Origin of the sequence: Frateuria aurantia DSM 6220 (assembly GCF_000242255.2) — a bacterium.
GTDB lineage: Bacteria > Pseudomonadota > Gammaproteobacteria > Xanthomonadales > Rhodanobacteraceae > Frateuria > Frateuria aurantia.
Genome location: NC_017033.1, coordinates 2100283 through 2112565, shown reverse-complemented (window position 1 = coordinate 2112565; position 12283 = coordinate 2100283). Strand labels below are relative to the sequence as shown.

General features: G+C 62.0%; 14 protein-coding genes. 10 read left to right on the top strand and 4 right to left on the bottom strand.

Going from position 1 to position 12283, the window contains the following annotated elements; all coding sequences use genetic code 11:
• The first annotated feature begins 126 nt into the window (after positions 1–126).
• The gene (locus FRAAU_RS09830; RefSeq protein ID WP_014403378.1) at positions 127–1347 is read left to right on the top strand and encodes a tyrosine-type recombinase/integrase; all 1221 of its coding nucleotides are present in this window, start codon (positions 127–129) and stop codon (positions 1345–1347) included.
• A gap of 1866 nt (positions 1348–3213) precedes the next feature.
• On the opposite strand, the gene FRAAU_RS09820 is transcribed toward FRAAU_RS09830, so the two are convergent.
• Positions 3214–3909 carry a hypothetical protein gene (locus tag FRAAU_RS09820; RefSeq protein WP_052317875.1) on the bottom strand — a complete coding sequence of 232 codons (696 nt, stop codon included), beginning with the start codon at positions 3907–3909 and terminating at the stop codon, positions 3214–3216.
• Between the two features lie 136 nt (positions 3910–4045).
• Between FRAAU_RS09820 and FRAAU_RS17260 the strand changes: the two genes are divergently transcribed.
• The 9 genes from FRAAU_RS17260 (at position 4046) to FRAAU_RS09775 (ending at position 11497) form a co-directional block, all read left to right on the top strand.
• The gene (locus FRAAU_RS17260) at positions 4046–4666 is read left to right on the top strand and encodes a hypothetical protein (RefSeq protein ID WP_014403375.1); all 621 of its coding nucleotides are present in this window, start codon (positions 4046–4048) and stop codon (positions 4664–4666) included.
• 156 nt (positions 4667–4822) lie between these two features.
• Positions 4823–5044 carry a helix-turn-helix transcriptional regulator gene (locus tag FRAAU_RS09815; protein ID WP_014403374.1) on the top strand — a complete coding sequence of 74 codons (222 nt, stop codon included), beginning with the start codon at positions 4823–4825 and terminating at the stop codon, positions 5042–5044.
• Positions 5044–6015, top strand: coding sequence for a KilA-N domain-containing protein (locus FRAAU_RS16530; RefSeq protein ID WP_014403373.1), 972 nt, complete (start codon positions 5044–5046; stop codon positions 6013–6015). Before FRAAU_RS09815 ends, FRAAU_RS16530 begins: the two co-directional genes overlap by 1 nt.
• Before the next feature lie 82 nt (positions 6016–6097).
• Positions 6098–6553, top strand: a complete 456-nt coding sequence (locus FRAAU_RS17255) for a hypothetical protein (protein ID WP_014403372.1) — start codon at positions 6098–6100, stop codon at positions 6551–6553.
• A complete protein-coding gene (locus FRAAU_RS09795) occupies positions 6550–6897 on the top strand; it encodes a hypothetical protein (protein ID WP_014403371.1) in 348 nt (115 codons plus the stop codon). The genes FRAAU_RS17255 and FRAAU_RS09795 overlap by 4 nt, the downstream gene beginning before the upstream one ends.
• The gene (locus FRAAU_RS09790) at positions 6894–7262 is read left to right on the top strand and encodes a hypothetical protein (RefSeq protein ID WP_014403370.1); all 369 of its coding nucleotides are present in this window, start codon (positions 6894–6896) and stop codon (positions 7260–7262) included. The genes FRAAU_RS09795 and FRAAU_RS09790 overlap by 4 nt, the downstream gene beginning before the upstream one ends.
• Entirely contained in the window at positions 7259–8191 is a 933-nt protein-coding gene (locus tag FRAAU_RS09785) for a toprim domain-containing protein (protein ID WP_014403369.1), read from the top strand. The genes FRAAU_RS09790 and FRAAU_RS09785 overlap by 4 nt, the downstream gene beginning before the upstream one ends.
• On the top strand, positions 8172–9968 hold the full coding sequence (locus FRAAU_RS09780; protein ID WP_014403368.1) for a DUF927 domain-containing protein: 1797 nt from the start codon (positions 8172–8174) through the stop codon (positions 9966–9968). Before FRAAU_RS09785 ends, FRAAU_RS09780 begins: the two co-directional genes overlap by 20 nt.
• 557 nt (positions 9969–10525) lie before the next feature.
• Positions 10526–11497 (top strand): tyrosine-type recombinase/integrase, encoded by a 972-nt coding sequence (locus FRAAU_RS09775; protein WP_041270516.1) that lies wholly within the window; start codon positions 10526–10528, stop codon positions 11495–11497.
• On the opposite strand, the gene FRAAU_RS09770 is transcribed toward FRAAU_RS09775, so the two are convergent.
• From FRAAU_RS09770 to FRAAU_RS09760, 3 genes are read right to left on the bottom strand one after another with little or no spacing between them, the layout of a single operon-like run.
• Positions 11494–11715: a hypothetical protein gene (locus FRAAU_RS09770; protein ID WP_014403366.1), complete on the bottom strand. Its 222-nt coding sequence runs from the start codon at positions 11713–11715 to the stop codon at positions 11494–11496. The genes FRAAU_RS09775 and FRAAU_RS09770 overlap by 4 nt on opposite strands.
• Positions 11712–12044: a hypothetical protein gene (locus tag FRAAU_RS09765; RefSeq protein WP_014403365.1), complete on the bottom strand. Its 333-nt coding sequence runs from the start codon at positions 12042–12044 to the stop codon at positions 11712–11714. The genes FRAAU_RS09770 and FRAAU_RS09765 overlap by 4 nt, the downstream gene beginning before the upstream one ends.
• Positions 12045–12053: 9 nt before the next feature.
• Positions 12054–12281 carry a hypothetical protein gene (locus tag FRAAU_RS09760; protein WP_014403364.1) on the bottom strand — a complete coding sequence of 76 codons (228 nt, stop codon included), beginning with the start codon at positions 12279–12281 and terminating at the stop codon, positions 12054–12056.
• Between the last annotated feature and the right edge of the window lie 2 nt (positions 12282–12283).

The window sequence follows — 12283 nt, the reverse complement described above, 5'->3', positions numbered from 1 at the left end:
GCTGATGCCCCGCAAACCCAGGCCTGCCAAGGCTTGGCGGCTGTCGGGTCTTGATGCGGTCCAGCTGGGCTTTATGCCCCCAGCCGCAGGACTTGTGCCCCCAGGCTGGTGGCGGAGATGCCCCCAATGCCATTGACCGACACTGCCGCCCGCAAGGCCGCTCCCCGTGACAAAAGCTACCGGCTGCCCGATGGGGGTGGCATGTATCTCGAGGTCATGCCCAATGGCTCCCGATACTGGCGGCTGAAGTATCGATTTGGCGGCAAAGAGAAACGGCTGGCACTTGGCGTCTATCCCGGGATCAGTTTGGCGGATGCCCGCAAGCGCAGGGAGGATGCCCGCCGGCTGCTGGCGGATGGCATTGATCCGGGTGCGGCTCGCAAGGAGGCCAAGCAAGAGGCGACCGCCGAGGCTGGCGGTGCCGTGACCTTCGAGCAAGTTGCCCGGCAGTGGCTCGCCCGCCAGGACGTGGCCGAGGTAACCGCCAACAAGAATCAATGGCTGCTCGAGGAATATCTGTTCCCATCCATCGGTCAGCGACCCATTGCGGATATCACCCCGCGGGAGCTGCTGGCGGCGCTGAGGGAGACTGAAGACAAGGGACTGCTTGAGACGGCACGCCGATCCAAGATCAAGGCTGGGCAGGTATTCCGTTACGCCATCATCGAGGGGCTGTGCGAAGCCGATCCCATGGCCAGCCTGCGCGGCGCGCTGAAGACCACACGCAATCGCCACCATGCCGCCATCACAGATCCGGTGCAGATCGGTGGCCTGATGCGTGCCATGGATGGGTTTGCCGGCACCTTCACGGTGCGCTGCGCGCTGCTGCTGTCGGCCCTGCTGTTCGTTCGCCCTGGTGAGTTGCGCAAAGCGGAGTGGGCCGAGATGGATCTGGATGGCGCGATGTGGCGCATCCCGGGCGAGAAGATGAAGATGGGTGCGCCGCACCTGGTGCCACTGTCCGAGCAGGCGCTGGCCATCTTACGGGATCTGCATGGGTTGACCGGCCATGCCCGCTATGTGTTTTCAGGCCTTCGGACCGACAGCCGGCCCATGTCCGAGAACACCGTCAACACAGCCCTGCGTGCCCTGGGCTACGACAAGGCCACGATGACGGCTCATGGCTTCCGCTCCATGGCGGCAACCCGGCTCAACGAGATGGGCTGGAACGCCGACGCCATCGAGCGCCAGCTGGCCCATGCCGAATCGAACAAGGTGCGCGATGCCTATACCAGCCAGGCACAGTACCTGCCCGAACGTCAGAAGATGATGCAGGCGTGGGCGGATTACCTGGACAGTCTCAAGGCTGGCGGCACGGTGGTGGCCTTCAAGAGCAAGGCGGGCTGATCCGGCAAAAGTGGTATTGCATCTGTGCTCGCGTCGCCGGCAGTTTCGGAGAGATTTTCCTGACCCTTATCACTTTTGCGGTGTTCCAGGTGTTCCAGGTGTTCCAGTGGCTGGGAGGTCGCACCGTTGAGCCATTTATGAGCGTCACACTTTGGAACACCTGACGTGTTCCAAGGTGTTCCAGGTGTTCCACTTTGGGCTGAAATTGGCTTTTATTGTGATGTTGGTCACGGAATGTTGGTGCTGGATCGCGCCAGCTGCCTGTGATCGGCCAGTTTGGGCCGGTTCCCGCGACGCTGGTTTGCGACCATACCACTTGGCCGGATCGGGACATCTCAAGCGGTGCGCGTCGCGCGCCGGTGCGTGAGGCGGATAGGTCGCGGCCAGCCTGGGCAGAACAGGTCGGCGTGCAAGCAGGATGGCTTGTGACCGCCGGCGAGCATTGGCTCTGATGGAGCGTGACAGGCCGTGACATTGGCGTGACATGCGGTGCCCGGCAGCAGCCGGGACCGTGACGATCCCGTGACAGAGCGTGACCGGCAGGCGGGGCTTTTTCGTGACGTCACGGAAATGGTCCCAGGGCAGCCGGCTCGCGTGCGCGTGCGTAGTGGTCCAGAAACTCCGCATGTGCTGGTGCTGGCGATCGCTGGGCCCGCTGCCTGCGGCGCTGATCCGTCGATCACTCTGGCCGCGCCTGTGGGCCGTCCTGCAGCGACAGGCATGCACTGCCATGGCTCAGATGCCGCGCGGGGCGTGGCGGGCGTTCTGTGCGCCATGCTGTGCGACCAGCTGAAGGAGGGACCCGCCGATTTGAGCGTGCCGGCGTATCGATCGACAGAGGCTTGGCGGGTGTGCTGCGTGGATCGGAGCTGCTGGCCAGCTGCAGCGCGGCCGTCCTGGTGGTGCTGGGGTGGCTGGGCCTGAATGGATGGGGGCGGATCTGCGGATGGGCTCGGGCCCAGGCTGTTGCCGGCGGCGTGTGCCCCGATCGCTGGCTGGCCGGCGCAGACAGCTCGCCAGACAGGGCGATTTTCCCGTCCTCGCGCGCACGCGTTTTTTTGGAGTGACATATCACCGTTTCAGCCCCATCACCCACCCCAGATCCTCGCCTTGATCGGTCCTGCTGGCCCAGCTCGGAATGCCTGCTGTCCGGTGAGGTGGTCTGCCTGGGCGCCATCCCCGCGCACGCACGCGTAGTGGGCTGACATATCGCCGGCGCCACTCTGGCAACTGCCTGAGCGCCGCGTTCTGGACGTTACCGGGGCATCACCATGTCGGCAGGTCACAATGCCCGCAAACCGTTGCTGTGACTGGCTTCAGGGGCGTCCCTCGCGCGCACGCGCGCGTTACGGGGTGACATATCACGGCCAAGTCCCCAAAACCCGCCTTCCGATCAGGCTCAAAACGCCCCGCGGATCTGCTGCCCAAGCGACTGCCAGGCATCGATGCGCACATGACTCTGCGGGCAGTGGCTGACCGGCGCTGTTTGCTCAGATGAGTGGTCTGGGCCAAGCTCACTGCATCGATTCCACGACGAGCCAGTGACCTGGCCAACTACGGGATATTCCGTAATTGGATCGGTTATCGATTCGCATCGTCATCCGGTGCGTTCGGCGGCGGGCAGACTCCCGCGCTTGTAAACGAAAAACCCCCGAGGCTGGCCGGCCTACGGGGGCGTGTTGCTGGCTCCGGTCATCACCCCGGACATATCCGCCGTGGCGCATGAGCAGGGACATACCCATACGTCATGGGCAGTCTATCAGTGGCCAGGCCTCAGCGTCGCGCTGCCTCGGCACGGTCAATGGCAGCTTTCATCGTTGTCCTGTACGGGGCCGCTGGTAGTATTGTTGACAAGCTATGTCTGGATCAATTGGCAGTTTGATCTAATATTTGAGATAGGAAGGGAAATTCATGTAAGCAGATGGCATCGATTTGCCTTCTTAATTCCGCGTCATCGTTTTGATGCTTGCCTAGACACAGGTAGTAGTTTGCATTCTGATATCTCGCATAGATGAGCCATTCGCCAGTAAGGACAGAGTCTCTAGTGAGCCTCTTCCAATTATCTGAGACTGCATCTCGCGCAATGTGTGCGGCGTCCTCCATTGAAAAGAAGCGCTTTTCATTGGCAGCCTTGGCTTCGGCTATCCGTTGCTCAACCCATGGCAACTTATATCTATCCATTCCTTTTCGAAGGTTTAGCGCCATAGATGCGATCCCGTCTTGAAGATAGTGCTTGTGCCATAGCCCCTTGAGTGGGGGGTGCTTGAACTGAGTGGCAGGTTTTAGATTGCTCGCTATTTGAGGGTCTTCTAATGCCTTTATTTCTTGAATGATTTTAAATGGATTTTGTTTTCCTGATTCTTTGGCCCCGTACAAGCCAAGCAGTAGCAACAGGCTGTAACGCTCAGGTGCGATACGATCCAATCCTATGATTTCAGCAAAACGCTGAAGCTGTGGTGTCATATCCGTGCCATCGGAGAGCGTTACAGAAAACCTAGATAGGTGATCGGTCATGGTCATTTTCGGCAGCACACCAGCCTGTTGGATGGCCAACCCTAGCATACAGTCCCATGCCGTCCCATATCGTCCCACGACGCGCTAGACTAGTGCCACCGCGCCTAGGCTGATCCCCGAACGTCTGGACACCCTGCCAGGCTGGCGCGGCACCTTTCAGGGCGCGGCAGTGGGTGCGCGAGAAATGAGCGGCTGTTCTACTGAACCTTGCAAGCACATGACGCCATCAGGTCATGCGTACCAGATCATTGAATCTGTTGCTGGGTCATTGATTGATCTTGGTTTTTATGATGACGATGAAAGTTTTCAGCGTGAATTGCTGAGCAAATTGGTTGATGTCTGTTGTCAGGGGGTCACGGCTGCCGGTCTGGACAAATACCATGAGAAAGTTCTGGCAATGCCGGAGAGTGAGCAGCCTGAAGGACCTATTCACTACGGAGTGATTTCCTTGATGCGCTGCATCTATGCATTGAGATCAGATCGTTTCGGAAACTCCACAGAGGCATGGAATTACGTGATTGAGGCCAGGTTTTATGCAGATGCCATACTGAGCCAGCGCTGCGATGTACATGCCGTTAAGCAATCCCGAACTGCAGTTGCCAAAAGTGGTTCAAAGGCAAGGCATGAGTCGAGCCCGCATGCCGAGGTTAAGCCTTTGGTGCGATCTGCGTGGGCCGAGTGGCGAGGTGGCGCAGTGAGTTATCGCTCAACAGCCGCATTCTGTAGAGACGTTGTGAAGCAATACCCGGTGATAGCCGATCCTCGAACCGTGGCCCGCTGGGTAGCGGAATGGGATGGCCAGTGACTGTACTGGCTATTTGAAAGTGTGTTGTCTGCTGAGCAGGCAGCACAGTTTGCCTGCTGACTGTGTAGTCTGCAGGCATTGGTATTTTTCTCGATCTGCCGATGACCAGAATGAGCATCCAACACCGTCGCCCCAGGCGGTGAAGGAAAACTCATCATGTCTCATCTGGTATCGCAGCAAGCCCCTGTCGCCCGCCTGATCCGTATTGCCGAGGTGGAGCGCACCACCGGCCTCAAGCGCGCCTCCATCTACCGGCACATGGCTGCCGGCACCTTTCCCGCCAGCATCAAGCTGAGTCCGGCCTGCACGGCCTGGTCTGAGGCTGAGGTACAGGCCTGGATCGCCCAGCGCATCGCCGCCTCGAGGGAGGCCGCCTGATGGATGGCCTGTCGATCGCAAGCACATCGATCCGGATGGACAAGGCCGGCCGTTACTGCCTCAACGATCTGCATCAAGCTGCCGGCGGCGAACAGCGGCACCGCCCCAAGTATTGGCTCGAGAATCAGCAGACCCAGGATCTGGTCGCTGAAATCGAAAAAGGCGGAATTACGCCTATTGCCTCCAAGCAGCGCATCGGCACCTATGTCATCAAGCAGCTGGCCATCGCCTATGCGACGTGGGTCAGTCCTGCCTTCTACCTGCGCGTCATCAACGCCTACGAGGCATCGACGCATCGCACGGATGATTGGCGCCGGCAGCGCCATGTCGCCGCCAGCAGCCACAAGATCCAGGCGGCCATGCTGCAGACGGTACGCGCTGCCCAGGGCAAGGAAACGGAGCCCCATCACTACATGAATGAGGCAAAGCTGATCAATTGGGTGGTGACGGGCAAGTTTGCCGGGCGCGACCGCGACCAGATGACGATGGCCGAGCTGGATCTGGTCGGGAGGCTGGAAGGGCTCAACATCATGCTGCTGGGGCAGGGCATCCCCTACGAGGACCGCAAGCAGCGGCTGATGGATCTGGCCGCCAGTCATCGCGCACTGCCGGGGACGGCTGGCCAGACAGGCGGCATGCGCCTGGTGACGGAGATCCAGCGGGCGCCGGACACGAAAAAGGCTCACCCGAAGGCAAGCCCCATCGCATCAATCTCGCGCATTGATGATACCAGCACGGCGGCCCAGCGCCACCGGATGTTGCAGGCGCTGCGATTCGGGCCAGTCAGCACCATGTACGCCCGCCGACACCTCAACATCATGATGCCAGGCGCACGGATCAAGGAGCTGCGCGAAGCCGGCCATCTGATCGACACACGGCTCCAAGCCATGACCGACGACCAGGGCCGCAAGCATCCCCGCGTGGCCATCTACACCCTGCGCATCGCATCCAGCACGCCCGAAGCGGCGTAACTCCCCCAGCCCATACCGTGCCCACCGGCCATGGAGTTTCCGGGCCGGACGGGGGCGGCTTGCCTGAAATCAGGAATCAGCCATGCAAAATCGCTTGACCATCGCATGCGCCAGCGCGCACCATTCGCACGTCCCGGCACAATCCGGGGCCGGGTTTGGCGACCCGACTTACTCGAGGCGCAACGCGCCAACTCGGCGCTTTTTTGTTGCGTCATGCCCAGCTTATGGCGGGGTGCAATGGGAGGCCTACGGGCCTGCCGGGTTCCTTGAGTACCGGTTCGCCAACCCGTTGCATCCCGCCGCCCATGGTTTGGCGACTGTGCGCGGCGGTTCCAATCTCTCAAGGAACCCCACCATGGCACATCATGCCCAGGGTGCGTCTGCACGCACCTGCACCATCTCCCACACGTCTCGTTTTTCCTTCCGGCCTTCTGGCTGGCTGCATGTCAGCAGCACGGATCTGGATATCTTCGCTGCGTTCGTTGCCGGCGTTGTGCTGTCCACCTGCGCTTTTATGGCGGTGGAGGTGCTGCGATGAGCGCCGTTACCGTGCCGGGCTTTGACCCGTTGAACACCCCGACCTATCGCGGCCTGCGCGACGTGTTCGTGAAGTTGTGGACCGTGCTGGATGAAGCATCGTTCCGGTCTGCGATCCTGGCCAAGCGTGCCAGCCTGACTGCGGATGATGCTCGGGCCGAGTTTCAGACCCTGGCCACCATGACCGATCAGCGGACTGTCTACGGGCAGATGCAGCGCCTGCTTGTCGAAGCCGGTGCCAACTACGACGACGAGCGCACCGAGCTGCGGGCGACCGTTCGCCAGCTGATGGCAGAGAACCAAGCCTTGCGGGCGGCAGCTGCCGGCGGGGAGGTGCCGCGATGAAACGTTACTTCGTGGTTTCGATCATGGGCGATATCCGTACATCGCAGGTCGGCCGGCTGTCCCGGGAATATGCCGACATGGTGCGCGCGGCAGATCATCGATCATTGGCGGGCCTGCCGTCGCCGCTGCCGGGCGTGTCGATCCTGTATCTGTGCAATGTCTGGGCCACCGATCGCGCCGCGGCCGAGCGCATGGCCGCCTTGAATCGGTCCCAGGGCTCGGCCAGTCGGGTGCTGACCAGCTGGCCTCATGACGTGAGCGATTGGCAGCAGATCAAACTCAACGACGACCCGGGCGAGTTCCATTTCAATCCATCCACGGTGGCCGACATGGCCAGGGTGATCGCTGGGGAGGTGTTGGCATGAGCCGCTACACCGGCAATCTCTTGGCCGACCTGGTGGCCGCGATGCGCCAGCACGGCATCACGCCGACCGATCCGACCCGGCTGCGCCTGGATGGCGTGCTGTGCAGGTTCCACGATGAAGGCGACCGGCGCGACAAGCGCAATGGCTGGGCCGTGGTGTATGTTGATACGGAGCGACCTGTCGCGGTGTTCGGGAGCTGGCGCAAAGGCGGGCAGCATACTGTGGTGCTGGGCCAGTCCGGCCGCACCATGACGGCCGACGAGCTGGAGCGCCAGCGTATCGCCATCGAGCAGGCCCGCGCCGCACGCGATGCCGAGCAACGTCACCGCCAGCGGCGTGCCGCCGGCAGTGCGTTCGATGAGTGGCAGCGCGCCAGCCCGGCCAGTCCGCGGCATCCCTACCTGCAACGTAAAGGCGTGACGGCTGACGGGCTGCGGGAAGCTGGCGGCAAGCTGCTGGTGCCGATGCACGATGCCGAGGGCCGCCTGGTCAACCTGCAGCGTATCCGCGGCGACGGTGACAAGCGGTTTTTGCCCGGCGGCATGGTCCGCGGCGCCTATTGCCTGCTGGGCAAGGTCCGCGACGGACTGTTGATCGCTGAGGGCGTGGCCACGGCCAAGAGTCTGCACGCCAGCACCGGCCAGGCGGTGGCGGTCGCTTTCAGTGCCGGCAACCTGCTGGCGGTAGCGCTGGTGATGCGCGATCGCTACCCGGATCTGCCAATCACGATCTGCGCGGACAACGATGCCAAGCCGGATGGCAGCAATCCCGGTGTGCAGGCGGCGACACAAGCGGCCTGTGCCATCGGTGCGGCGCTGGCCGTGCCACCCATTCCCGGCGACTTCAACGACTACGCCACCACCCTGGCCGCGCAAGGCGGCACGCCCGAATCTATCGAGGTCAAAAATCATGTCCAGCTCCACGATTGAAGCGGCCGAGTCGCTGCCGCCGCTCGCCCTGGTGGTGAGCAATGCCGAACCGCCGGCCGGGCCCGGCTTTGAAGTGGTCGAGCGTGGCAAAGGCCGACGCCACGGGGTCTATTTCAGCGACCCGCACAGCGACAAGCCGGCGACGTGGATCTGCGCGCCTCTGTATGTCGAGGCCGAGACACGCAATGCCGATGGCGGAGAATGGGGGCGCTTGCTGGCCTTCACGGATCGGGACGGCAAGGCGCACCGCTGGGCGATGCCCTGCGCCATGCTGGCCACCGATGGCGCGGAGCTGCGGGCAGAGCTGCTGGGGCAAGGTCTGGTGATCGCCAATTCCCAGCACGCCCGCAAGCTGCTGATGGACTACATCGCCCAGGCCAACCCCACTCAGAAGGCGCGGAGCGTGAGCCGCACCGGCTGGCATGGTGAGGTGTTTGCGCTGCCTGATCGCACCTTTGGCCCGACAGCAGCTGAGGCGGTTATCTTCCAGACCACGGCACCGGGTGCGGCGCAAGTCGCCACCGGCGGCACGCTCGAGGGCTGGACCGATAGCGTGGCCAAGGTTTGCATCGGGCATAGCCGCCTGGTGTTGGCGGTCTCCATGGCTTTCTCTGCACCGTGCCTGGATCTGGCCGGCATGGACGGTGGCGGCGTGCATCTGCGGGGCTCGAGCAGCACCGGCAAGACGACTGCCGTGCTGGTGGCATCGTCCGTCTATGGTCCGCCGGCCTACATGCGAACATGGCGGCAGACCGACAACGCGCTCGAGGGCGTGGCGACCCTGCACAACGACCTGATGCTGCCGCTGGATGAGCTGGGCCAGTTGGAGCCGAAGGACGCCAGCAGGGTCGCCTATATGCTGGCCAACGGGCAGGGCAAAGGGCGATCAGATCGCAGTGGCCGAGCCCGGCCGGTGGCGACATGGCGCACGGCGTTTCTGTCCTCGGGTGAGGTCAGCATGGGCGATCTGATGGTGGAGTCGGGCGGCCGGCGTCGGGCTGGCCATGAGGTGCGAGTGATCGACGTGGCAGCGGATGCCGGTATGGGGCATGGCATGTTCGAGTCGGTGCCGGTGGGCAGCAGCGCCAGCGCGGTGGCCGAGCAGTTGAAGCGGGCCGCGGCGACACACTACGGGCATCCGCTGCTGTCCTTTCTCGAGCAGCTGACGGCGGACCAGCGTGCATCGCGTCGACGCATTGAGGCGAGCATGACCGACATGCTGGCGGACCTGGTGCCCGAAGATGCCGGCGGGCAAGTCCGGCGCGTGGCCCGGCGCTTTGCCCTGATCGGCGCCGCCGGCGAGCTGGCGACGGCCTACGGCATCACCGGCTGGCCCGAGGGCGAGGCAGCGCAAGCAATCCGGATCTGTTTTCGCCAGTGGCTGGCTGACCGCGGCGGCCCTGCCGATGCCGAGCGGGCGGCGCTGCTGTCTCAGGTGAAGGCCTTCATCGAGGCGCATGGCGATAGCCGCTTCGAACCGGAGGACCACGATAACGAGCGCCGGCCGGTGGCACATCGTGTCGGCTTTCGTCGCAAGTTGCAGGTCGGTGAGCCGGGCGCCGAGGATCGGCGCGAGCAGTACCTGGTCATGCCGGAGGCCTTCGAGGAGCTGGTGCGGGGCTTCAACCCGAAGGCGGCGGCACAGACGCTGATCGCCGCGGGATGGCTGCAGCCGGGCAAGGATGGCAAGGCCTCGCAATCCGTGCGTGTGCGGGGTCTGAGCAAGGGGCGGTTCTATGTCCTTGAGGGCGCGGCTGTTTTCTCCGCAGAGGGCTGATCGCCGCTGATCCTCGCCGACAAAAGTGGAACACCTGGAACACCTGCCGTTTTTGGAGGTGTTCCATTTTTTTGCCTGAGAAATGGCTTAACCATGCGGGTTTAGGAGGGGTGGAACACCTGGAACACCGAAAAAGTAATAACCTCCGCACTTTTACCCCCCCCTCAACCTGCGACATTCTGCACCAGATCGAGTGCCCTAAAGGGGCACCAATCAGATCGGGTCAATTTCTACAGTGGCGACGGGTGGATATCCTCGCCAGATGGCCCGGTTGTCCCATGCTGTCTCATTCAAGCGCGGCCGGTCTGGGGGCATTTTTGGGGGGCATATTTTTCTTTTGGCATTGATAGTCCGCATTTCTATGCGGTTTTCGATGCCCCTCTTGGCACCAATACCAACTAGCGATACATTGCAAATCATTGCAAAAACGCTAGAAAACGACGAGTTAGGCCACTCCGCAAGGGGTGGCCTTTCTCGTTTTAGTTGCCAGAAATTGCCGTAAGTTGCACCCTAGTGCACCACTTTTGCACCAGAGATTGCACCAGCAGCGAGGCGACATGGCATCCATCACAAAGCGCGGCACAAACTGGCGAGCCCAGGTCATGGTTCATGGCCAGCGCGTCAGCAAGTCGTTTTCCACCAAGACCGAAGCGCAGCGCTGGTCCCTTCGCCAAGAGGCTGAGGGCAAGCAGGCACCTGCGCAGAAGATGCTGGTGGAAGATGCCCTCAAGCGCCTGCTCGACGAGCATGTGAATGCCGGCAAATCACGGGGGGATATCGCTCGCGTGAAGCGCCTGATGCTGGATCCCATTGCCGAGGTGCGGATACCCGAGGTGAGCAAAGATCACCTGATTCGTTACCGGGATGCCAGGCTGCAAGAGGTCTCCGAGGCATCGGTCCGGCGAGAGATGAACGAGCTGCGGGGCCTGTTTCGGCGGTGCCGAGAGGAATGGGGCTGGATGACCCATAACCCGTTCGAAGGATTTGCAGCTCCCAAGTCACCAGAGAGCCGCAAGCGCCGGCTTACGGATGATGAGATTGAGTGCGTCCGCCAGGCCTTCGGTGTCGGTTATGAGCTGCGAGCCGAAAGCTTGGCCAACCGCGTCGGCCTGTGTTTTCTGTTTGCCATCGAGACGGCGATGCGGTCAGGCGAGATTGTCGGGCTGACCTGGAATCACGTTCACCTCGATAAGCGTTATGTGCATATCCCCATAACGAAAAACGGCGACAAACGGGACGTTCCTCTGTCCACGTTTGCCGCCGAGATACTGCAGGCGTTACCAAGGGATGGCGATCAGCCATGCTTCGGCATGAATGATGCGCAGCGGGATGCAATTTGGCGAAAGTACCGGGATAGGGCGGCCGTCGAGGATCTGCACTTCCATGACACGCGTGCGGAAGGCATTTGGCGCCTGAGCAAGAAGCTGGATGTGCTGCAGCTCGCCCGGGTCATCGGTCACAGGGACATCAAAAGCCTGTTGATCTATTACCGGGAGTCCGCCACGGATATGGCGGCCAAGCTGGGTTAACGCCGGTTCCGGCGGCGGGAGCGATAGGCCCAGTCCTTCACGTCTTCGGGGAGCCATCGCCGGATCTTTCTCGACAGCTCGATGGCCGGGCGCGGGAAGTCCGGCTCTTTGCTGATTCGGTTGACGAAGGTCCACCGGGCCACGCCGATATACCTGGCGCAGTCCTCATAACCCCACAGGTGGCCTTCGGCCGGATCAATATTTTCAGCAGCGCTCATGCTGCAGCCCTCTGTTCAGTCATCGCGCACACACCGGCCGGGATACTGATAAACCCCATCCAATGCTCAAGGTCCGATTTGGAGATGGCATAGACCGACTGCGTCGGGTGGCACACACCGGTGCCTGAGGCGTTGCCCTCATAAATTCCGACGAGCTGCTTGGAAAGAGTCGCCAGCGCCGCGCCATATTGGCGATCGTAATGCGGGACGAAGGCAACATCGCCTGTCTCATCGATGAAGATCGCGACACGTCCATGCTCCAGGGCGTTCTTGCTGATTTGTTTTGCCGCGGCTTCTGCGCCACGGCTGATATTTCCGAGTGATTTCATGCTTCGTCCTCAGGCGGCCATTTTCTCGGCCACTGTTTCGGGCAGATCCGGGAAGGTGCCCCACGGTTTGGAAAACTCAGGGGCCCATGGTGAATCGTGGCCGCAGGCCATCTTTCCGCAGCGCATGCGTGGCTCGCCTTCTCGGACAAGCACTCGCATACGGCCGGATCGCCAGTCGAACCAGCCGTCGAGCGGCTGGAACATGTCGATGGTGGGAAGGGAGTTGTCGGTTGCCATGG

Bases quoted from the DNA above. Each gene is read 5' to 3' on its own strand.
- FRAAU_RS17255 (WP_014403372.1), top strand. From the start codon at position 6,098: ATGCAAAATCGCTTGACCATCGCATGCGCCAGCGCGCACCATTCGCAC.
- FRAAU_RS09820 (WP_052317875.1), bottom strand. From the start codon at position 3,909: ATGCTAGGGTTGGCCATCCAACAGGCTGGTGTGCTGCCGAAAATGACC.
- FRAAU_RS16530 (WP_014403373.1), top strand. From the start codon at position 5,044: ATGGATGGCCTGTCGATCGCAAGCACATCGATCCGGATGGACAAGGCC.
- FRAAU_RS09790 (WP_014403370.1), top strand. From the start codon at position 6,894: ATGAAACGTTACTTCGTGGTTTCGATCATGGGCGATATCCGTACATCG.
- FRAAU_RS17260 (WP_014403375.1), top strand. From the start codon at position 4,046: ATGAGCGGCTGTTCTACTGAACCTTGCAAGCACATGACGCCATCAGGT.
- FRAAU_RS09785 (WP_014403369.1), top strand. From the start codon at position 7,259: ATGAGCCGCTACACCGGCAATCTCTTGGCCGACCTGGTGGCCGCGATG.
- FRAAU_RS09780 (WP_014403368.1), top strand. From the start codon at position 8,172: ATGTCCAGCTCCACGATTGAAGCGGCCGAGTCGCTGCCGCCGCTCGCC.
- FRAAU_RS09775 (WP_041270516.1), top strand. From the start codon at position 10,526: ATGGCATCCATCACAAAGCGCGGCACAAACTGGCGAGCCCAGGTCATG.
- FRAAU_RS09770 (WP_014403366.1), bottom strand. From the start codon at position 11,715: ATGAGCGCTGCTGAAAATATTGATCCGGCCGAAGGCCACCTGTGGGGT.
- FRAAU_RS09795 (WP_014403371.1), top strand. From the start codon at position 6,550: ATGAGCGCCGTTACCGTGCCGGGCTTTGACCCGTTGAACACCCCGACC.
- FRAAU_RS09815 (WP_014403374.1), top strand. From the start codon at position 4,823: ATGTCTCATCTGGTATCGCAGCAAGCCCCTGTCGCCCGCCTGATCCGT.
- FRAAU_RS09830 (WP_014403378.1), top strand. From the start codon at position 127: ATGCCATTGACCGACACTGCCGCCCGCAAGGCCGCTCCCCGTGACAAA.
- FRAAU_RS09760 (WP_014403364.1), bottom strand. From the start codon at position 12,281: ATGGCAACCGACAACTCCCTTCCCACCATCGACATGTTCCAGCCGCTC.
- FRAAU_RS09765 (WP_014403365.1), bottom strand. From the start codon at position 12,044: ATGAAATCACTCGGAAATATCAGCCGTGGCGCAGAAGCCGCGGCAAAA.